Genomic DNA, 20,768 nt, shown 5'->3' with positions numbered 1-20,768 from the left:
GGCCCCGGACAGCCGGCATGCCAACTACATTCCCTCATGCTTGGTATCGCGTTGGGCTTGCGCGAGAAGGCGCCGCAGCGCCGTGACTGCCGGATTGCGGACCGGGTCGTACTGCTCGACGTACATCGCGAGCGCCTTCTGCAGCGCCGGCGCCGCTTCGGCCGCATGTCCGTCGCGCAGCAGCGCTTCGCCGACGAGAGCCGACATGCGGGCTTCGGTATTGAGTGCGAAGCGTCGCTCAGGCAAGCGTTCGATGGCTGCCCGAACGCGCTCGGCCGTGGTACGCGCCATGTCGTCCTGGCCGGCGGCGAGCAGCAGCGTCGCGTGCTCGGCCTCGCGCCGCAGCGTCGTGAGGGTGTTTGCCGGCGTGCCGGCCTTCAGCGGGTTTGCAGAAAAATCCTCAAGCGCTTCGTCCGCCTTGCCCACCGCGACCAGGTAGCGGCGGCGGATGATGCGCACTTGCTCTGCACGCGGCCCCCCAGCGGCGGACGTCATCTCGACCGCGCGTTCAAGGTCGGCGTGGGCTTCGTCGGGGCGTTGCAGTTCGAGCAAGGCTTCCGCCCTCGCTGCGAGAAGCATTCCCAGCCGATCCGCGGCTTGTTGCGGTGGCAGCAGCGCGCGAGCCTCGTCAATCGCAGCAAGGCCTCGCGCGGCGTCGCCATATGCAGCCAGTGTCCGGCCGAAGTTGAACATCACCAGGGTGGGCAGATCCCCAAATTCGTGCTGGCGCCCCAATGTGTGAACCCATTGAACTTCGGGGTCAGCCGTCTTGAGCGCGTCGTTCAACAACCGGTTTTCGTACTGGAACCGAGCCAAGCGGTAGCGGGCGGTATGCAAGTTTTGCGGGTTACGTGTGTTCTCGGCCAGCGTGATCGAGCGATTCAGGGTCGTCTCCGCCAATGCAAACTGCCCGAGGTCGCTCTGAAGTTCGCCCAACACGCCGAACAGATCGCCCAGGATGCCTGTGTCGCCCTGCTGGTCGATCCAGGCCGCTTCGTCCATCAGTGCCTGTCGTGCCTCCTCCAGGTACCCGGACTTGCGCGCCATGATGGCCAGCATCGCCAGCGCACCGATGCCATCCTGCGAAGGGCCGAGGCTTCGCGCAATCTCCGCCGCGCGGCGTGCGCGCTCGAGCGCCTTGGGAAGTTCGGTGAACGAGTAGACACGTGCCAGGCCGGTGTCGATCATCATGCGGGCGGAGTCACGGTCGTCATGACGGCCACGGGCCGCCTCGTCGGCGCGCAACAGGGTTGCCAGTGCCTCGTCACGTTGCCCCATGTCGTCCAGCGTCTGGCCTAGGTCGGATGCGGCGCTCAATGCGACCGCGCTCTCTGGACCGTGAAGGCGGATTGCCAACGCGAGTCCGCGGCGTTCGAGTCCTAGCGCACGCTCCTGGAGTCCCATGCCTACATACATCTCCGCCAACAGACTGTAGAGGCGCAACTGAGCCTCGGGCGCCGAAGCGAGATCCTTGTCTATCCGCTCGGCGCCGCGATCCAGCAGTTCGCGCGCGGTGGTCGAGCGCGACGCCTCAGGATCGGCTTCGTTCCTCGAATTGGCGTTGAAGACCGATTCGATGAATCCCTGCACGGCCTTTGCAGTGGCGGCTTCGACCTCGGCCCGGTGTGCCTCGGTGCGCGCCTGCTCGGCGGACCGGCGCGCGACGCGGGCTTGCCACAGCGCGACCGATGTTCCTGCGACCAGCGCAGCCACCACCACCGTTCCGGCGGCCATCTGCAGGCGGTGGCGCCGTACGAACTTGGAGGCGCGGTATCCCCATCGATCTGGACGGGCCTCGACGGGCTCTCCACGCAGGAAATGCTGAAGATCCTGCGCGAAGGCGTCCATCGTCAGGTAGCGCTCGCCGGGCGCCTTCTTGAGCGCCCTGTTGAGGATCGAGTCGAGGTCGCCGCGCAGATGGCGCGCGACCCTCGGGTCCGTTGCGCTGCTGCTCGCCAGCGGGGGCTCGATGCTCGCAATGGCTTCCTCCAGTTCGGCGGCGCTCGCCCGCTTCAAGCGATAGGGCCGTGTGCCCGATAGGACCTCGTAGGCGACCACGGCCATGCTGTAGATGTCGCTCGCCGTGCCCAGCGACTCGCCGCGGATCTGCTCGGGGCTCGCGTAGTCGAGGGTCAGGGCACGGCCGTCGAGTTCGGTCAACGCAGTTGCGTTCGTGCGGCCCGCTTCCATGAGCTTGGCGATGCCGAAGTCGAGCAACCGCACTTCGCCTGTTGGCGTGACGAGGATGTTGGCCGGCTTCAGGTCGCGATGTACCACCAGGCGCGCGTGCGCGTGCGCAACGGCGGCCATCACCTGCAGCAGCAGTTCGATCCGTTCGCGCACGCTCGGTGAATGCACCTGGCAGTAGGCATCGATCGATTGGCCTTCGACGTACTCCATGGCCAGGAAAGGGCGCCCCTGGGCATCGACCCCTGCGTCGTACAGGCGTGCGATGTGCTGATGTTCCAGACCCGCCAGGATTTCCCTTTCGCGCCCGAGGCGTTCGGCGAAGGTGTCGCCCCACACCACGCGCGGTAGCTTGAGCGCGACGCGGCGTTTCATCAGGCCGTCGGACCGCTCGGCGAGCCATACGGTGCCCATGCCGCCGCGCGCAATTTCCGAGATCAGGCGGTAGGCGCCGATGTAGCTCCCCGGACGGACACCATCTGCCGAATGCGGCAACTCATCGAGCTCCAGTACGGGCAACCGGTTCAGGAAGTCATCGGTCTCAATACCGGCCTGATGCGCGAGCAAGCTGCGCAGCGCCTCGCGGTAAGTGGCCTGTTCGTCGTTGAGGCCATTGAGCCAGGCCGCGTGCTCGGACGTGGGCAGGTTCAGCGCCTCATCGAGCAAAGCGCTGATGACAGGCCAATCAGCCTGAAATTGCAGGAGCGGCTTCATGACGTCATCCTGACAATGCCAGCGTCAACACCAGCGATGCAGGCACCGATGCCACCGGCAGCGTCGTCAGTTGCGCAGCGCATGCGCCAGCAGCAGTCGAGCCTTTTCCCAATAGCGGCGCACGGTGCGGCCTGAAACGCCGAGCACCTCGCCGATCTCTTCATCTTCCAGGCCGCCGAAATAGCGCATCTCCGCGACTCGTGCGAGTCGTTCGTCGATGTGGCTGAGTTCCTCGAGCGCGGCGTGCACATCCAGCACTTCATCGGATTCCGCCGGCAAGGTGCCGATCAGTTCGGAGTTGAGCGTGACCTGCTCTGCATCGCCTCCGCGGCGATCCGTCTTCGCGAAGCGCACGGCGTCGACTATGATCGAGCGCATGACCGTGGCTGCATAGGCCAGGAAGTGGGCGCGGTCGGCGGGCGTCAGGCTCTCCTGTTTGAGGAGCTTCATGTAGCACTCGTTGACCAGCGCGGTCGTCTCCATCGCGCCGTCGCGGGAGCCGTGCGCCAGGCGTCGGCGGGCCACCTGCCGGAGCTCTGGATAGAGCAACTCGAAGATCTTGTCGAAGGCTCCACGATCGCCCGCGCGGGCCGCTCCAATCAGCAGCGTGACTTCCCCCATGTCGTGGTTCCATCCCAAAGAAGCTTCCTGCGGGGGATGGTAACCGGGGCTTCCCGGGGATCTGACCGTTATTCCTCACCTCGTAGGGCAGGGTCTGTCTCATCTCGTCACTGGGGCGGGTCGCAGGTCGCAAGCGGCAGCGATCCAGCTCGCACAGCCTGCACGCGCTGGCACACGGCGGGGCAACGCGCGCCATGCCGCAGGCAACCGTCGCAAGCGTCACGCTGCAGGGTGTCAGAAGGTCCTTGAACAGCGATTCCATGGCTCTTCCTTGCGGGTGGTGCGGACCGACTGGGCGCCGTCGACTGGATGAACGAGATCGCCGGCCATGGATGGACATGGAGCGCACGGCTCAACGGGACATCGGCGGCAACGGCGCCACCTGAGCTTCCAGGCCATGGGTTTCCGGGCGAGGCGCCATGTGCGGGCTGCCCGATCGATCGATGTGCACCGCCTGCAACTGCCAGTCCACCACACCCTCGGCGCTCACCGTCATCCACAAGACGGACCCCGTGTTGTTGTCTGTATCGCTGAAGCCGTCGAAGACGAAGTTGCCGAGGCTGTAGATGACCGGCTTGCCATCGATCAGCTCGACGTCCTGGCGGATGTGGGGGTGAGCACCGACGACGGCGTCTGCGCCGGCTCGGATCATCAGGCGAGCCAGCGCGTGCTGCCGGGCGTGTGAGGCTTCGCTGTGTTCCTGCCCCCAGTGCATGTAGGGAATGACGATGTCGGCTTGCAAACGGGCGGCACGGATGTCGGCGACGACCTGCTCTTCATCGGCCCAGGCAATGCCCGGGCTGTCCGGCCCGGCTTCGAAGCGGCGAGGGAACATCTCGTCGTAGCCGAGCAAGGCGATACGCAGCCCCTGACGCACGACGATGGCCGGCTGATGCGCGGCCCGCAGGTTCGGGCCACCGCCGAAGTACGGCAGGCCGGCCCGTTCAAGCCGCCCCAGCATCTGGTCAAACGCCTGCGGGCCGAAGTCACCTGAATGGTTGTTGGCCAATGAGACGACGTCGACATGGCGGCGCAGGACGTCCAGTACGCGCGGGTGTGCGCGAAAGGTCCAAGGCTTGTCTTCCCGTCTACCGCCGGTGGCGACAACGCATTCGAGGTTGGCGATGCGCAGGTCCGCGTCCCGCAGCGCCGTCGCGACACCGCGAAACGGATCGCGCCCGCGCGCGACGTCGCGACCCGGTCCGTCGGCCAGCATGATGTCGCCCATCCACGCCAAGCGAACGGTGGCGGTGGCCAGGCCAGTCTTGATCGGGCCGGCCCTAGGCTCAGCCGGGTAAGCGCCGTCGCCGGTCGCGTCCGCGCGGTCCCATCCATCAGGTGCTGCACCCTCGCGCACCAGGGCGCAGCCCCAGGCCAACTCGCGTCCAAGCCGTGGTGAGTAGACGCGTTCCCAGCCGGACAGGTTCGGCCACCAAGTCGCCTGCTCGCCGAGCGGTTCGTGCCCCGCGGTCGATCGACGGCTCTGCGTCAGTACGACCGGGTGTCTCTGACCGTCGAGGTCCAGCACGGTTACAACGAACCGGCCCACCTTTCCAGCACCGCTGTCTCCGGTCAAGGCTACTGCGCGCAGTTCGAAGCTTTCGCCCAACTGGACGGCTGACGCTGCGAGCGGGTCCGTACCGGCAGTGACGCGCAGCGTTGCCACTGACTCGCCCGTGCGCAGGCTGCACAACAACTCGGTCTTCACTGCCTGCGTTGCCAACACGCCTGTCGGTGCCGAGCAGAGAACAGCCCAGCAGACGGCCTGCCGCAACCTCATCCGGTTGCGAGCGGGGAAGAGACGGCGAATCCGCAAATCTTGGGAAGGCGCTGCAAGGCAGACTGGATCGAGCATGACATCCCCGTTATGAAGTGATCCTGCTGAGCACGCTCAGCGGCGGATACCTCAATGAACGACGTACGACGCGTACGCCGGACAGGGGCCCAGGAATTTATCTGCGTGCCGGTTCTTCGGTTTCAGTCCGTCGCTGAGGCAACGCCTAGAGATGTGCAGACCAAAAGAAATCCTGAAGCGGACGCTTGCAACTGTCCAGATTTCTCCAAGGAAGTCGTGCAGTAGGGCAGAAGGTGGCATTCCCGCGCTGCGTCAGCCGACGCGGGATGTCGAGTACGGGCCGGTGGCAGATCACCCTTTCACATTCAAGGAGAAATTCTTGTCCATCCATCTCAACGCCCAGCGTGCAGGCCGTCCCCGAGCCTGCGACCTATGCGTTGCTTTTCAGCGGCCTTGCAGTGCTCGATGTGAACCTGCGTCGCCGCACTTCAGGCAGATCGCGGCGTTGACCGTTCGAGGCCCTGAACGTCGTTCAACAAGTAGCGAGTGCCGCGTCGCTCGCGCGTACCGCATGGGCGGTATCGACGGTGTCTGCTTGATCGACAAACGAGCGGGCAGCCTGCCAACCTTGATTTTCCCAGGAGCTTCAACCATGTCACTTCACCATCGAAAATTGGATCGATCATTTGCTGGAACCACCCTTATCTGCGCCAGTCTTTGGATGGCGCCCTACGCCAGCGCTATGCCAGCCTTGTCGGCTGCCGCGTCCGTCTGCCACTACGATGGGGCGGGACAGGGGTCATCGCGATGCTTCAATCAAGACAACAGCAGCAGCGTGGGTGAAGCTGGAGCTGAGGCGCATTTCCCCGACGGCTCGGCCAATCGCGCCTCGGTGATTCAGGGCTACGGCGTGTTTCACGGCTCTGCGCAGGTCCTGATCGCTGGGGCATATGCCTACAACACGGCCGGCTTCAATACGTCGGCCGGTGCCACGGGCATTGCAGTAGACACCTTGACCATCGGAGGCGGCGTTGGCAGAGCGAATCTGCAATTGACGTTCACGGTCGATGGCTTGACTACCGTGAGTGGCAGCGGTCCCAACTACAGCAGCAACGCGTGGCTCACCACCGAGGTGAATTCATTCGCGCATCCTGATGGGGACGACACCGAGACCGGCAGGGCTGTCAGCGACCAAGTGTTCGGCTCACGGATTGTGACCTTGGCTGGCACGCTGCCTTTTTATTTCGACAGGCCGCTGGATCTCCAATTCATCACCAACGTGTATGCGGCCACAGGGATTTCGGCGGCCTATTCTGAGACGACGTACACGGGAAGCGCGTTGGCCAACTTCGCCAACACCGCGGTACTGACTTCGATTCAAGCCTATGACATGACTGGCAAGCTCATTCCGAACATCACCATTTCTGCTGAGTCGGGGACGATCTATCCGCTGGCGGCGGACCCCGTGCCTGAACCCGGGACCCTGGCGCTAGCCGGGCTTGGTATCGCGGCATTGTTCATCAGGCGAAGGATGGAACTCGAACCCAATTGACGCGTCGGAGGATTCGGACGGCGCGGAGGTGCGGAGGCGGACGTGTCTCACCAAGTAATTAGGTAGTCTGGCAGAGAGGCGGGCATGCGTGCAGGAAGGTCTCCAAAGATGACTGGGTAGTTGATTTTCTGGAGGCCTGGGGGCACCGCGTGGCCGCAACAGATGTCGATCTGGAGGGGCGCGCACACTCCGTCCGGGTGTTCGGGCACGAGGCCTTCGCGGTCGTGAATAAGGCGCCACGGGCGTCTCAATCATGGGTTGAAGCGGCTCAGCAACAAAGCGAGTTCGGCAGCCAGTGTGCCTACCGCTATCGCAAGAATCAGCACAGCTGCCAGGTGGCAGCAGGCGAATGTGGCGCGGCTCACGTCAAGCCCTCCACCTGCAGGCTATGAAGAAGGGGCTGGGATAGGTGCGCCACTTCGTACACGAGCGCTCCGGTCTCTTGCGGCACCTCCAGATCCTCGGCGAGCCGGTATCGCTTGAGACACCAGCGCTGCGTATCAACTGCGCTGACAGCAGCGACGGTCCCAGGTAGCGCAGCTGCTGCGCGAGTGAGTTCCGGTTCTTGCGCAAGAACCCTTTCCAGATCGACGTCACCACCAATGTGGACCGTCTCTTCGATCAAGAAGCGCGCGCCGTGTCCACGGCCTGGGCGAGCGGCCAGCACGACGTGGGCGTCGATGCCTGCCCGCCCGAAACTTCGGGTGACGTGGCCGTAGCGACCGCTCAGCAGAAAGTTTGCGAAGGCTTGATCGCCGCGCCAGAGATAGAGCGACGAATAGCTGGTTTCGCGGGCGCCATGCTGGCCGGAAGTGCGCAGCAAAAACGCCTTGAAGTAGAGGTCGGGAGCTGCATCCCAAACGGGGCCACGTTCTTTGGCTCGCTTGCGGAGGATGCTCAGTTCATAGTCGGTCGGCAATCGGTGGAGATAGTGCACAAGAAGCATCGCTCGAGCTCATCGTTGGTGTCGGTGCGGTCACGATAGACAAGCGTCTATGATTGGAAAATAGAATCAAACACATTTCAGTAATTCGATCTTGAAATGGTTGGCGGCATGAAGTTCTTGGACATTGAGGCAGTGCATGCCTTCGTTGTGACCTCCGAGTTCCAGAGCTTCACGCGAGCAGCGGAACTGCTAGGCACGACGCAGCCGGCGGTGAGTCTGAGGATCAAGCGCCTTGAAGACGGCCTTGGTCGCAAACTGCTGGAACGCACGCCGCGACACGTGAGGCTGTCTGCCGACGGAGCTGCACTACTGGGCTCCGCCCGTGCTCTGCTGACCGCCCACCAGGCCGCATTGGACTCATTCGCGCCCAAACGCCAGCGGCTTCTGATCGGCATCAGCCACCATGTGGTGGGCGCCGAATTGCCTCAACTGTTGCGCAGCGTTGGCCATACCGAACCGGCCTTGGCTCTGGACGTGCGCATCGCATCGTCTCGCGAATTGCTTCAGGCCTTCGACGAGAACGCTCTGGATGTGGCGATCGTGCTGCGACACGACATGCGGCGCGAGGACGGCGACGTCGTTCTCGAGGAGGCCTTTGGTTGGTTTGCCTTGCCAGAATTCGAACTTCGAAGCGGGGAGGCGCTGCGCCTCGCTGTCCAGCCCCCACCATGCAGCATCCGAGCCATGGCGGTCGGAGCACTCGATGCCGCTGGAGTGCCCTGGATCGAGGCTTTCGGCGGGGGAGGAGTGGCGACAATCGGCGCTGCAGTTCTGGCCGGATTGGCTGTTGCGGCCCTGGGGCGTCGCGTGGCACCTGCCGGAGCGATCGACGTGGGGCCTCGCCTGGGACTTCCATCGCTGCCCACCAGGAGTATCGTGATGCACACCCATCTGACCGATAAGCACACCCGCAGGGCCATTCGAGCGCTCGTGTCCGCGATTCGAGCGACCGGGGGGCGCTAAGTCTAAAAGCCTCTCGTCCCACGCGCCCGCATCTGTGCACGATGCCGCCGGCATTCTCGGTCGCATCACCGGATTGAATGAGGAGCGCGCTGCGCTGAGACGACCTCTATTCGATGGCTCCTGAGAGCAGCAGGTGAGCTTTTGTGAGATGACGCAGTTCAGGGTCCGGTTTCAGAGCAAGAGCTGATGCCGGCTGTTGCATCTTGAGCACCAAGTCGCCCTGTGTGGCATGTTGTTCAGACAGTCCACCACTCGAATGGACGGTCAAGCTTGTTGATAGCCAGCGAATGCGATGGCGCCCGGATACTGGTGCCTTTGCGAGCTTGGTGCGCGCGCAAAAAAACGCCTTCGCGGGGATACCCCGTGAAGGCGCAAATTACCGTTGAAGGTAGGAGACAAACTACCCGCTCCGAGCCGCACTACGTCTGCGGCTGTGGAACTCGTGACGTGAACGATACCTGCCAAGTCGTGTGGCCCCAACGAAGCATTCCGCTGATGCTTATGAGCGCCTTCCCCCGATCATCGATTGGGATGTGCTCATGGACTCACACGGCGATAACGTCGGTTCAATAGCTACGCTGCCAGTGCGACTGTGGCCGTCACCTTGCGCGTTGTCGGTGTCACACGCAGCAGGCGATGTGCCTGAGCGACGACCAGGTTGACGCGTGCCAACACCTCGTGGTGGTCGGAGGGCAGTTGGTACTGGACGAAATCGCTGTCCTTGACGAACAAGCCAGAGGGCGCCGTCACCAGCTCGAAGAAGCTCGCCAGCGGCCGCCACTGGTGATCGAGCACCAGCGCGTGGCGGTCGCTGCCGCCGGTGGCGGCGAGGATGGCCACCTTGCCCGACAACAGGCCCGGATCGACCAGGTCGAGGAAGTGCTTCAGCAGGCCGCTGTACGAGCCCTTGTAGACCGGCGAGCCGATGATGATCAGGTCGGCCGCGGCCAGCGTGCGCTGTGCGGCAGCCACGGCGGGCGGCAGGTCGCCGGGCACCAGTGCATTGCCGAGCGCTGGCGCCAGCTCGGCGATGTCGATCACCTCGACCTGCGCCGGCAGGCCGGCGGCGGCGTGTCCGGCGATCAGTTCGACCAGGGCGCGGGTGCGCGAGGGACGGCTCAGGCTGCCACTGAGGGCGACGATGCGGGTCATGGGAGGGCTCCGGCGGATGCGATGACCAGGCGGACTTCGCAGGGACCGTGCCAGGCCCTTGCGCCGGGCACATGGTGGTTCCTGTTGCTGCGGAACAGGCAACCGATGCTGTGATCGCCGCGCTGCTGCTGGCGCAACAGCACGGCAATGGAGGCTTGACCCCGGCAGCGTAGGCTGCCGCCCGTGGCATGCCGCTTGCACTGCCCGTCACCGATGAACACCACGACAGCCGCCCATTCCGCCTCCCGCCCCGTCCCCCATTCGCTCAGCGCCCAGTCGCTCGGCCGGCTCGATTTCCGCGCGATGCCGCGCATCCTGGCGCGGCTCGCCGGCTTGGCGCTGCGCTACCGCCGGCTGTGCGCCGCGGCGGTCGCCTGCGCGTTCGGCTCGGCGGCGCTGAACCTGCTGCTGCCGATGCTGCTGGGCCGCGCGGTCGATCAGGTCAACCACCTGCGCGTCGGTTCGGCCGCGGCGCCCTCGCTGTGGCCGCTGGCGGGGCTGCTGGTCGGCGCGGCGGCGGCGCGCGGCACCTTGACCGGGCTGCAGGGCTATTTCGGCGAGGCGATCGCGCACCGTGTCGGCAATGACCTGCGGCTGGCCTTCTTCGACAAGCTGCAGCAGCTTAGCGCCGCCTTCCACGATGCCAACCATTCGGGTGACCTGATCACCCGCGGCATGCTGGACCTGGAGGGCGTGCGCGGCTTCCTGGAGACCGGCGCGCTGCGGGTGATCTCGCTGAGCCTGCTGCTGGGCCTGGGCGTGTGGCGCCTGCTGGGCAGCGATCTGGAGCTGGGGCTGCTGGCGCTGAGCTTCACGCCTTTCGTCGTCTGGCGCGCGGCGCGCATGGGCATCCTGCTGCGCCTGAGCTGGCAGAAGCTGCAGCAGATGATGTCGGCGCTGACGCTGTCGATGGAGGAGAACCTGCAGGGGCAGCGCGTCGTGCGTGCGTTCGACGCCCGCGCGCAGGAGCTGACGCGCTTCGACCGCGATGCCGACGCGGCGCTGCGGCTCTCGAACCAGCGGATCACGCTGCGCATGTCGGCGATGAGCCAGATGAACCTGGCCTTTTATCTCGCGATGGCCGCGGTGCTGTGGGTCGGCGGGCAGCGGGTGGCGGCGGGCTCGCTCAGCGTGGGCATGCTCAGCGAATGCCTGGCCTTCATGACCTTGCTGCAGCAGCCGGTCCGCCAGGTGGGCATGATCGTCAACGCCAGCGCGCGGGCCAGCGGCGCCGGCGCGCGGCTCTTCGCCGTGCTCGACGCCGAGCCGGCGGTGCGCGACGCACCGGGCGCGCAAGACTTGGCCCCGGGCCCGGGCGTACTGCGCTTCGAGAACGTCAGCTTCGCGCCGGACGGCGGGCCGGCCCGGCTCGTCGGCATCAGCTTCGAGCTGCGGCCGGGCCGCGTGCTGGGCATCGTCGGCGCGCCGGGCAGCGGCAAGTCCACGCTGGCGCAGCTCATTCCGCGGCTGCACGATCCGGCCGCCGGCCGCATCACGATCGATGGCCACGACCTGCGCGGCCTGACGCTCGCCTCGCTGCGCCGCCAGGTGGCGCTGGTGCAGCAGGAGGCCTTCCTGTTCGACGGCTCGGTGCACGACAACATCGTCTACGCCGATCCGCAGGCCTGCAGCGGCCGCGCCCGCGGCGCCGCGGCCACAGCGCAGGTGCATGAGCAGATCGAGCAATTGCCGGGCGGCTACGGCAGCCGCGTCGGAGAGCGCGGCGCGGCGCTGTCCGGCGGCCAGCGCCAGCGGGTGACGATCGCCCGCGCGCTCGCGGCCAAGCCGAAGATCCTGGTGCTCGACGACGCCAGCTCGGCCATCGACACCTTGACCGAGCTGCGCCTGCGCGAATCGCTGCGTGAATCGCTGCGCGGCTGCGGCGTGGTCGTCATCGCGCACCGGCTGGCGGCGCTGGCCCATGCCGACGAGATCCTGGTGCTGGAGCGCGGCCGCATCGCCGAACGCGGCAGCCATGCCGGGCTGCTGAACCGCGGCGGCGCCTATGCGGCGCTGTGGGCGATGCAGCAGAGCGGCGATGCGAAGACGATTGACGAGGTGGCGGCATGAGCGCCGGTACGGTTTCGATGACCGAGCGCGACCATGTGTTCGCGAGCTTCGACGGCAATACCGCCTCGCGACTGCTGGGCCTGCTCGCCCGCCACCGCAGTGCGGCCTGGTGGGCGCTGCTGTGCATCGGCCTCTACACCGCCGCGCAGGTGGCGATACCAGCGGCGGTCCGCGCGGCCGTGGACAGCGCGCTTGGCGCGCCGGCGCGGCTGCCGGTGGTGATGGCCGTCTTCCTGCTGCTGCTCGGCGCCAACGCGGTGTTCGGCTTCCTGCAGGAATGGACGGCGGCGCGGCTGGCGCAACGCGTGATCTTCGAGCTGCGCCGCGCGATGTACGCGCACCTGCAGGACGTGCCGCTGGCGCGGCTGGAGGACTCGCAGGTCGGCAAGCTGATGGCACGGCTGCAGGGCGACGTCGGCGCGCTGCAGGACTTCCTCGAGAACTCGGTGTCGGCCATCGGCGACCTGTTCCTGTTGCTGGGCATCGTGATCGTGCTGCTGTGCATGGATTGGCAGCTGGGCCTGATGACCCTGGCGGTGCTGCCGGCGCTGGTGCTGATCCGCGCCCGCTGGATGCCCTGGGCTCGCCGCGTTTTTGCGCGGGCGCGCGAGGCCTCTTCCACCGTCAACGCCGCGCTGGCCGAGAACATCAACGGCATACGCACGGTGCAGGAGACGCGGCGCGAGTCCGTCAACCTGGCGCGTTATGGCGGGCTGGCGGAGGAGCACCTGCAGGCGCAACTGGCCTCGTCGCGCGCCTCGCAGTTGATGGTGCCGGCGGTGGATGTGCTGACCGGCCTGGCGCTGGCCCTGGTCGTCGTGCTGGGGGGAGCGCACGTGCTGCAGGGGAGCCTGGGCGTCGGCGTGATGGTGGCCTTCATCTTCTACGTGCAGCGCTTCTTCGAGCCGATCCGCACGCTGTCGATGCAGTACACGGTGATGCAGCGGGCGATGGCCGCCGGCCAGCGCATCTTCGAGGTGCTGGACATGCCCGGCGGCCTGGCGCATGGCAGCGGCACGCTGGATCCACAGGCGCTGGAGCCGTCGATCGAACTGCGCGGCGTGCGTTTCGGCTACCGCGAGGGGCACGATGTGTTGCGCGATCTCGACCTGCGTATCGAAGCGGGCCAGACGATCGCGCTGGTCGGCCCCACCGGCTCCGGCAAGACCAGCATCACCTCACTGATCCGCCGCTTCCACGACGTGCAGGTGGGTCAGGTCCTGCTGGGCGGCTGCGACGTGCGCGAGCTCTCGTCGGCGACGCTCGGCCGCGCGATCGGCATGGTGCAGCAGGAGCCCTTCCTGTTCAGCGGCAGCGTGGCCGACAACATCGGCTACGGCCTGCCCGGTGCCACGCGCGAGCAGATCGAGCAGGTGGCGCGGCAGGTGAGGGCGCACGACTTCATCAGCCGGCTGCCGCAGGGCTACGACACGCAGCTCGGCCAACGCGGCCGCAACCTGTCGATCGGCCAGCGTCAGCTGCTCAGCTTCGCCCGCACGCTGCTCGCCGACCCGGCCGTGCTGATCCTCGACGAGGCGACGGCCAATATCGACAGCTTCACCGAGCAGGACATCCAGCACGCGCTGCGCGTGCTCAGCGCCGGGCGCACGACGATCATCGTTGCGCACCGCCTGTCGACGGTGCGCGAGGCGGACAGGATATTCGTGCTGGGCCAGGGCCGGGTGCTGGAGTCCGGCAGCCACGCCGAGCTGATGACGCGCGGCGGGCGGTACGCCCGCATGGTCGCGGGGCACTGATCTGCGGGCTGGTGCCTAGAAGACGCGGCCTTCGTCGAAGTCCGCGCGCGCGCCGTTCAGCACGTAGTCCCCGATCACCCGCCCGCGCAGCTTGATCGGGTTGTGGTTCAGGATCGTGCGGATGTTGCGCCAGTGCCGGTCGAAGTCGTACTTGCGCGCGGTGGCCGAACCGCCGCCAGTGTCGAACATCTGCTCGGCCGCCTGGATCGCCATGCGGCCGACGATGATCTGCGTCTTCGACTGGGCCAGCGCACTGCGCATCACCAGCGCGTCCAGCGCCGCGTGGTCCAGCACGCCGGCGGTGATGGCGGCGGCGGAAACGTCCAGGTTGCGGGCCGCATCGGCGATCAGCGTGTCGATCGCATGCGAGGCGGCGGCGATGTCGCCGACCGCCTGCTGCACGAAGTGGTCGCCCGCCGCGGTCTCCGAAGCGCTGTGCTTGGCCGAGCGGGCGCTCCGCTGCACGTAGGCGGTCGCGTCGGCCAGCACGTTGCGGACGATGCCGCCGATCACCGCCACCAGGTGCAGTTGCGCGCGCGCCGCGCCATGGCGGCGCATGAAGGGATTGGTGCTGCGGCGCACGCTGACCTCGTGCGGCCAGACCTCGACGTTGTCCAGCTCCACCCCGCCGCTGGCGGTGAGCCGCTGGCCCATACCGTCCCAGTCGTCATTGATGCGCACGCCGGCGCGGTCGGCCGGCACCAGGCAGCCGGTCATTTGCCCGTCTTCGTCGAGCGCGCTGAAGCTTGTGTAGTCGGCATAGATCGCGCCGGTGGCGTACCACTTGCGGCCGTTCAGGCGGTAGCGGTCGCCGTCCTTCAGCAAGGTCGTGCGCAGCATGTTCGGGCGCGGCGTGCCGATCTCCATATTCGCGCCGCCGAACAGCTTGCCCGCCAGCACCTCGTCGACCCATTTGCGGCTGGCCGGCGCCTGCGGATCGAGGGCGATCGACTCGATGAAGCCGAAATGCCCGCGCAGCGCATGGGCCACGTTCGAGTCGGCCGCGGCCAGCGTGCAGGTGATCTCGACCTGGTCGGCCAGCGTGCCGCCCGGGCCGCCGAGCGAGCGGGGCACGCGCAGCCAGGTCAGGCCGGTCTCGCGCAGGCGGCGGAACACCTCGAAGGGCAATTCTCGGTTCAGCTCGCGCTGCACCGCGCCTGCGGCGATCTCGGCTGCGATGGCGGGCAGGCCGGCCAGGATCTCCTCGCGGCTGCGGCGCGGCGGGGGCGCAACGGCATCGTTGGCGGCTGGAAACGATTCGGCAAATTGGACGGACATCTTGGGTTCCCGGGTTCGGTCAGGTATTCGAAAGAGCGGCAGTCGCCGGTGCTGCCGTGGCGGGCTCCAGCTCCCACAGCGACCAGCGGCGGTCGGTCAGCATCAGCAGCGGCAACAGCATCGCGGCGATGCCCGCCAGCGAGACCGCCGATGTGGCACCGATGCGGTCCGCCAGCGCGCTCACGGCCATCACCGCGAACGGCTGCAGGCCCATGCCGACGACATTGAAGAGGCCCATCAGCCGCCCGCGCATGCCCGCCGGCACGACGAACTGCATGGTCCCGGTGCTGCCCACCATCGCCAGCGAGGTGGCGAGGCCCGCCATGAACATCGCCAGCATGCGCACCGGCAGGGCGCCGCTCTGCGCCATGGCCAGCAGCCAGCCGCCCATCCACACGAGCGACAGCGACAGCAGCGGCGCGATCCGCGAGAGCCGCGTGACAAAGGGCGACAGCAGGAAGGCGTAGCAGAGCGAGCCCGCCCCGGCCGAGGCGAGGATCAGTCCGGTCGCGCGCGCATCGCCGCCGGTCAGCGCCGGCACCAGCTGCAGCATCGCCAGCCCGAACATCTGCAGGATCGCAACAGTCAGGAACAGGTTGCGCAGCCGTACGTCGCCGGCCACGCGACGCAATGCCTGGGCTGCGCCGAGCGTTTCCGGACCTGCCTCGTGGGCCGAGGAGCGCAGGCTCGACAACGCCAGCAACGAGGCCATCACCGCGAGAAAGGACAGGCCGTTCTGCAGGAAGGCCATCGCCACGCCCCAGCGCGCGATCATCCAGGCGGCCAGCGCCGGCCCGCTGGTGCGCGCGATGTTCAGCACCATCGAGTTGATTGCGATCAGCTTGCGGATCTCGCCGCGGCCGGCCAGGTCGAACAGCAGCGCCTGCTGCGCCGGGAAGTACACCGACTGCGTGCAGCCGAGCAGCAGCGCGAGGCTGTAGATCTGCCACAGCGCCAGCGTGCCGGTGTGGCTCAGCAGCGCCAGCGCGAGCGCCACGCCCATCTGCACCGCATGGCAGCCCAGCAGCAGGCGGCGGCGCGCGAAGCGGTCTGCCAGCACGCCGCTGAACGGGCTCAGCAACAGCACTGGCAGCGCCAGGCAGATCGACAGCAGGCCCAGCGACGAGGCCACGCCGCCGGAGAGGCGGTAGACCGTCAGGCCCAGCGCCGTCGACTGCAGGAAGGTGCCCACCATCGACACCGCCTGGCCGGACAGGTAGATGCGGACCGGCCGCTCGCGCAGCGGCGTGAAGTTGGCGCGCCAGATCGCCAGCAGGCCGCGGCTCATGACTGCAGCGCGGCGGGCAGCCGCCAGGTCGCGCGCGGCACCGGCTCCAGGCTGCGACCGAGGCTGCGCTCCAGCGCCTGCAGCGAGAGCCGCACCGCGGCGTAGCCGTAGTCGCGCATCTCCCGCTCGTAGTCAGCCAAGGCCTGCAGCAGCGGCTTGTCGCCGCGCTGCGCCAGGCCCAGCTCGCGGGCCAGTACGCCGGCATCCTGGATCGCCGTGTTGCCGCCCAGCGCGCGGGAATAGGTCATCGCGTGGATCGCATCGCCGAGCAAGGTGACCGGTCCGGTGGTCCAAGGCTCGGGCGGCTCCGACGAACGTACCTTCAGCAGTGCCACCGTCGATGGGTGGCTGTGCCGCAGCAAGGTCAGCAGGTCGGGGTGCCAACCGCGCAGGTGGCTCTCCAGCAGCTCCAGCAGCCGGTGCGGCGACGCGCGCTCCAGCACCTCGTCCGGTGCCAGCTCGTCCTTGCGGAAGGCGGTGTTCCACCACAGGTAGCTGGTCGTGTTGCTGAAGTGGAGGCCGCCGATACCTGCATGGCTCGCGTCGTCGGCACCGATCAGGCCGTGCGCGCGCTGGGCCGCGGCGTCCACGCGGTGCGCGCTGATCGACAGGCCGTGGCCGTGTCCGTTGCGCGGGCGGATGCCGATCTGCTTCTCAAAGAACAGCGGCGGCAGCCCCAGCGCATCGGCCTGCTGCAGACTGATCTTGCCGGCCAGCCGGCGCCCGCCGGTGTCGAACAGGCGGGCCTGCGGCAGCAGTTGCTGGCGCACGCGGGAGCCGGCGCCGTCGGCGCCGACGAGCACGTCCGCCTCGGCCGTGGTGCCATCGACGAAGTGCAGGCGCACGCTGCCGTCGGGCTGGTGCGCATACGAGCTGAACTCGGCACCGATGCGCAGCTGCGCCTCGCCGAGCCCGCTGAGCAGCACCTGGCGCAGCGTGATGCGGCTCACCGACTTGCCGGTGTGCGCATCGTCCACGTCGCCGGGCAGCGGCGGCGGGGATGCCGTGTTCTCAAGCGGACGCAATTGCTCGTCGAGCTGCACGGAGGCTTTCGGCGAGCGGCCGACGGTCGCCTCGAAGGCGTCGTACAGCGGCGACGGCAGGCACTGGCGCAGCGCCTGGATGCCGCGCTCGCGGATGCGCAGGCGAAAGCCCTGCACATAGTCGTCACGTACCGCGGACTTCTCGTAGACGGTGACGGCCAGGCCCTGCCGTAGCAGGCCTTGTGCGAGCGTCAGCCCGCCGGGACCGCCGCCGACGATGGCGATGCGCAGGGATCTCGTCTTACTCATGCCGGCTGGATCGTTGCGTCGGCGAAATTGCCGTACAGCCCTTCGGCCGAGTTGATGAAGTTGCGCAGCCGCCGGTTGCTGACGACGACGCGCGTGGCCGCGATCAGCGGGATGCGCGGCAGGTCCGTCTGCGCCAGGCGCTGGAACTGCAGGTAGAGCTGGCGGCGGCGGGCCGGGTCAAGCTCCGTCTGCGCGCCTTCGAGCGCGCGATCCATCTCGGCGCTGGCGTAGTGCGTGCCGTTGGAGAAAGCCACGCCCGGCTGGTAGTTGCGCGACCAGTACCAGCGCTGGGTGCCGATGGCCGGGTCGGGCCCCGAGTTGCCACCGATCACGGCCGTGTCGAAATCGCGCCGCGTGTAGATGCGGTTGACGAACTCGGCGAAGTCCTGGTTGCGCACTTCGAGCTTGACGCCCACCCGCGCCAGCGCGCTGCGGATGTACTGCGCCACTTGAACACTCTCGGCCGCCGGCGTCGGGTCGAGCTTCAAGGTCAGCCGCGTGCCCTGAGCGTTGCGAGGCAGGCCGGCGGCGTCGAGCAGCGCATCGGCACGCGCCGGGTCGAAGGCGTAGAGCGGCACGTCGCGGCTGTAGAACTCGCGCAGTGCCGGCGGGATCGGCGAGTCCGCGACCGCGCCGTGGCCGTGATAGATGTTCTTTAGGATGAAGCCGCGGTCGATCGCATGGGCGAAGGCCTGGCGCACCCGCGGGTCTCGGAAGACGGGCCGGTCGAGGTTGAACTCCAGCGCGTTGACGGAGCAGGTGTAGGGCTCGTCGATCTCGGTCACCTGCAGCGCCGGGTTGGCCTTCAGGCGCGCCACGTCGGCCAGCGCGACGGCGCCGAGCTGCACCTCGCCGGTCTCCAGCGCCGCTGCGACGCTCGCCGCGTCGGGCACCGTGCGGAACACCAGCCGCGAGATCTGCGGGCGGCCGGCGTCCCAGTAGTCCGGATTGCGCTCCAGCACGATCTGGCTGCCACGCTGCCGGCTGACGAAGCGGAACGGCCCGTTGCCGATGGGCGCGGCATTGCGCGGGTTCAGGAGCGGGTTGCTGCCCTCGTACAGGTGGCGCGGCAGCACCTGCGATTCGATCGAGCTGAGCGCGCTGAGCAGGTAGGGCGCGGGCTTTGACAGCCGCAGCACGGCCGTCAGCGGGTCGGGCACGTCGACGCGCTCGACGGTGGCGAAGGTCGTGCGGCCGCGCGCGTTGTACTTCTTCCAGACCTCGTCGACAGACCAGGCCACGTCCGCCGCGCCGAAGGGCTTGCCATCGTGCCAGCGCACGCCCGGCCGCAGCTTCAGCGTCAGGCGCAGGCCGTCGGCGCTCTGCTCCCAGTGGGTCGCCAAGCGCGGCTGCGGCTTGCCGTCCGCACCGAAGCTCAGCAGCCCGTCGAACAGCTTGCTGGAGATCGCGTAGATATTGCCCTCGGTGGACAGCGCGTTGGTCAGCGACTGCGGCTCCGAGGCCTGGGCCATCACCAAGGTGCCGGTGCCGCTGGCGGCAACTCCGTGCGCGGACCAGGCGGGCAGGGCGGCGAGTGCGGCGGTGAATTGCCTTCGGTTCATCGAGCTCATGCGGCTTCGACTTGCAGCCATCGTGCCAAGGCGGTTGCTGCTGCGCGGCCAGCAGCGGCGCACGGCAGGTGCCCGCTTTCGAGCACTTGCGCCGCGCCTTCGCTTGTGATGCAGCAGCAGGCCTGGAAAGCGGCGGTCAGCGTGCTGCTGCGATTGCAGCAGCCTGCCTCTAGCTCAACAGCTTCAGGAGCCCCGCCTGCACCAGGCCCGCGAGCAGCGGCGGCCCGCTGTCGGCGCGCAGCCCGGGCACCTCGCGTTGCAGGGTCGCCAGGTCGAATGCTGCGTCGCGCGCCGAGAGCCAGCGCAGTGCCGGCGCCAGCGCGGCGCCTACCGGCCGTTGCAGCGTCGTGCGCTCGATCCAGTCCGCATCGCGTGCGCGCACGGTCAGGGTCAGCGCGCCCGGCGCCGCTGGCTCCAGGTCCAGGCTGGCGCCGGGGATGCGCTGGAAGCGCGTACGGGCGTCGATCTGCTGCAGGCGCTGCTCGTCATCGGTCCGCAGCAGCGCCGCGGCCGAGAGCTGCGCCGCCAGCGCCGGCAGCCGGTCCAGCAGCGCGCCGGCCTGCTTCAGCAGATCGCTGCCCTGCGCACTGTCGGGCGCGGTCGCGCCGTGCAGAGGGCGGCGCCAAGCCGGGTCCGCCAGCAACAGCGGCCGCAGCTCGCGCAGCAAGGCGTCGGCCAGCGTCGGCGTGCGCAGCACGAGGCTCAGCGACAGGCTGTCCTCCAGCGCCAGCGTCTGGTGCCAGATGCCGCGTGGCAGGAAGAGGATCGAGCCCGGCCGCATCGTGATCACCTCGGCATCGGCCGGGATGTCGTTGGGGAAGCCCTCGGGGCACTGCGGGTACAGCTCGTCCGCCGGCAGCATGCCGGGTCCGAACTGCGGGCCCAGCGGCGCGGGCAGGCCGGCTACCGGCGCCACGCGGAATCGCTTCCTGCCCTGCAGCTGGATCGATATGACGTCCTCGCCATCGAAGTGGGCCGGCAGGCCGTCGCCCTGCGGCGAGGCGAATGCGGTGATGCGCGCGCTGCCTTTGGGCAGCAGCAACTGCTGCTCCATTTGCAGCAGCAGTGCGGGCAACTCCGCGAACCACGGCGTCAGGTCGTGCAGGTAGACGGTGAGGCCCATCGCGAACAGATGGGCCGGGTGGGCCGCGCTGTCCAGCGACTGCACGCTGCGCGCGCCGCGGCCGAACGAGAGCCGGCCGCGGTAGCGGTCGAACAGCGCCTGGATCGGCTGTGCGGCGAAGTCCTGCAGCAGCGCGGGCAGGCGCGTCAGCGCGTCTTCCACAAGGAAGTGGCGCTGCGGCCAGCCGCGGGCCCACAGCGCGTTGGCATCGAGCCCGGCGAGCAGGGTGGCGGGCGAGGGAGCGTTGGTCGTCATGCCCTGGCGGTAGCGACGATCGTGCCAATCGGTGCATGGCGACCCCGCTCGCCTGCTGGCTTGAGCGGAGCACGGCTGCTGCAAACGAAGCAGTCGTGCTGGCCCGCAGCGCGCATGCACGCAGCGCAGCGGTGGCCCGCAGCAGCACGCCTTCATGCGTCCAGCGCGCATCGATATTCGCTGGCTACGGCAAGCGGCATCGGC

15 protein-coding genes are annotated in these 20,768 nt (G+C 67.8%); 5 read left to right on the top strand and 10 right to left on the bottom strand.

The features are described 5' to 3' along the window. Positions 1 to 24 precede the first annotated feature (24 nt). The 3 genes from SNE35_RS24505 to SNE35_RS24495 form a co-directional block, all read right to left on the bottom strand. Complete coding sequence (locus SNE35_RS24505) at positions 25 to 2,901, bottom strand: protein kinase domain-containing protein (protein ID WP_320425644.1); 2,877 nt, start codon at positions 2,899 to 2,901, stop codon at positions 25 to 27. A 66-nt stretch (positions 2,902 to 2,967) separates the two neighbouring features. Next, complete coding sequence (locus SNE35_RS24500) at positions 2,968 to 3,522, bottom strand: ECF-type sigma factor (protein ID WP_320425643.1); 555 nt, start codon at positions 3,520 to 3,522, stop codon at positions 2,968 to 2,970. Between the two features lie 352 nt (positions 3,523 to 3,874). Continuing rightward, a complete protein-coding gene (locus SNE35_RS24495) occupies positions 3,875 to 5,230 on the bottom strand; it encodes a CapA family protein (RefSeq protein WP_320425642.1) in 1,356 nt (451 codons plus the stop codon). Positions 5,231 to 5,643: 413 nt separating this feature from the next. On the opposite strand from SNE35_RS24495, the gene SNE35_RS32125 reads away from it, so the two are divergent. Both SNE35_RS32125 and SNE35_RS24490 read left to right on the top strand, forming a co-directional pair. Further along, positions 5,644 to 5,826 (top strand): PEP-CTERM sorting domain-containing protein, encoded by a 183-nt coding sequence (locus SNE35_RS32125; protein ID WP_431312789.1) that lies wholly within the window; start codon positions 5,644 to 5,646, stop codon positions 5,824 to 5,826. A 62-nt stretch (positions 5,827 to 5,888) separates the two neighbouring features. Then, on the top strand, positions 5,889 to 6,869 hold the full coding sequence (locus SNE35_RS24490; protein ID WP_320425641.1) for a PEP-CTERM sorting domain-containing protein: 981 nt from the start codon (positions 5,889 to 5,891) through the stop codon (positions 6,867 to 6,869). A 361-nt stretch (positions 6,870 to 7,230) separates the two neighbouring features. Here the strand turns inward: SNE35_RS24490 and SNE35_RS24485 are convergent, their stop codons facing one another. Then, the gene (locus tag SNE35_RS24485) at positions 7,231 to 7,815 is read right to left on the bottom strand and encodes a DUF4865 family protein (RefSeq protein WP_320425640.1); all 585 of its coding nucleotides are present in this window, start codon (positions 7,813 to 7,815) and stop codon (positions 7,231 to 7,233) included. Between the two features lie 108 nt (positions 7,816 to 7,923). On the opposite strand from SNE35_RS24485, the gene SNE35_RS24480 reads away from it, so the two are divergent. Then, on the top strand, positions 7,924 to 8,778 hold the full coding sequence (locus tag SNE35_RS24480; RefSeq protein WP_320425639.1) for a LysR family transcriptional regulator: 855 nt from the start codon (positions 7,924 to 7,926) through the stop codon (positions 8,776 to 8,778). Positions 8,779 to 9,351: 573 nt separating this feature from the next. On the opposite strand, the gene SNE35_RS24475 is transcribed toward SNE35_RS24480, so the two are convergent. After that, positions 9,352 to 9,930 carry an NAD(P)H-dependent oxidoreductase gene (locus tag SNE35_RS24475; RefSeq protein WP_320425638.1) on the bottom strand — a complete coding sequence of 193 codons (579 nt, stop codon included), beginning with the start codon at positions 9,928 to 9,930 and terminating at the stop codon, positions 9,352 to 9,354. A 213-nt stretch (positions 9,931 to 10,143) separates the two neighbouring features. Between SNE35_RS24475 and SNE35_RS24470 the strand changes: the two genes are divergently transcribed. Both SNE35_RS24470 and SNE35_RS24465 read left to right on the top strand, forming a co-directional pair. Continuing rightward, entirely contained in the window at positions 10,144 to 12,000 is a 1,857-nt protein-coding gene (locus SNE35_RS24470) for an ABC transporter ATP-binding protein (RefSeq protein WP_320425637.1), read from the top strand. After that, positions 11,997 to 13,757, top strand: coding sequence for an ABC transporter ATP-binding protein (locus tag SNE35_RS24465; protein ID WP_320425636.1), 1,761 nt, complete (start codon positions 11,997 to 11,999; stop codon positions 13,755 to 13,757). Before SNE35_RS24470 ends, SNE35_RS24465 begins: the two co-directional genes overlap by 4 nt. Before the next feature lie 15 nt (positions 13,758 to 13,772). On the opposite strand, the gene SNE35_RS24460 is transcribed toward SNE35_RS24465, so the two are convergent. From SNE35_RS24460 to SNE35_RS24440, 5 genes are all read right to left on the bottom strand, one after another. Then, on the bottom strand, positions 13,773 to 15,035 hold the full coding sequence (locus tag SNE35_RS24460) for an acyl-CoA dehydrogenase family protein (protein WP_320425635.1): 1,263 nt from the start codon (positions 15,033 to 15,035) through the stop codon (positions 13,773 to 13,775). A 19-nt stretch (positions 15,036 to 15,054) separates the two neighbouring features. Further along, positions 15,055 to 16,323, bottom strand: coding sequence for an MFS transporter (locus SNE35_RS24455; RefSeq protein WP_320425634.1), 1,269 nt, complete (start codon positions 16,321 to 16,323; stop codon positions 15,055 to 15,057). Beyond that, positions 16,320 to 17,615, bottom strand: a complete 1,296-nt coding sequence (locus SNE35_RS24450) for an FAD-dependent oxidoreductase (RefSeq protein WP_320425633.1) — start codon at positions 17,613 to 17,615, stop codon at positions 16,320 to 16,322. Before SNE35_RS24450 ends, SNE35_RS24455 begins: the two co-directional genes overlap by 4 nt. Beyond that, positions 17,612 to 19,177 carry an ABC transporter substrate-binding protein gene (locus tag SNE35_RS24445; protein ID WP_320425632.1) on the bottom strand — a complete coding sequence of 522 codons (1,566 nt, stop codon included), beginning with the start codon at positions 19,175 to 19,177 and terminating at the stop codon, positions 17,612 to 17,614. The genes SNE35_RS24450 and SNE35_RS24445 overlap by 4 nt, the downstream gene beginning before the upstream one ends. Before the next feature lie 178 nt (positions 19,178 to 19,355). Beyond that, positions 19,356 to 20,564, bottom strand: coding sequence for a JmjC domain-containing protein (locus tag SNE35_RS24440; protein WP_320425631.1), 1,209 nt, complete (start codon positions 20,562 to 20,564; stop codon positions 19,356 to 19,358). Positions 20,565 to 20,768: the final 204 nt, after the last annotated feature.

Origin of the sequence: Roseateles agri, from assembly GCF_034043675.1 — a bacterium.
Lineage (GTDB): Bacteria > Pseudomonadota > Gammaproteobacteria > Burkholderiales > Burkholderiaceae_C > KK5.
This window is presented reverse-complemented; position numbering and strand designations above follow the sequence as displayed.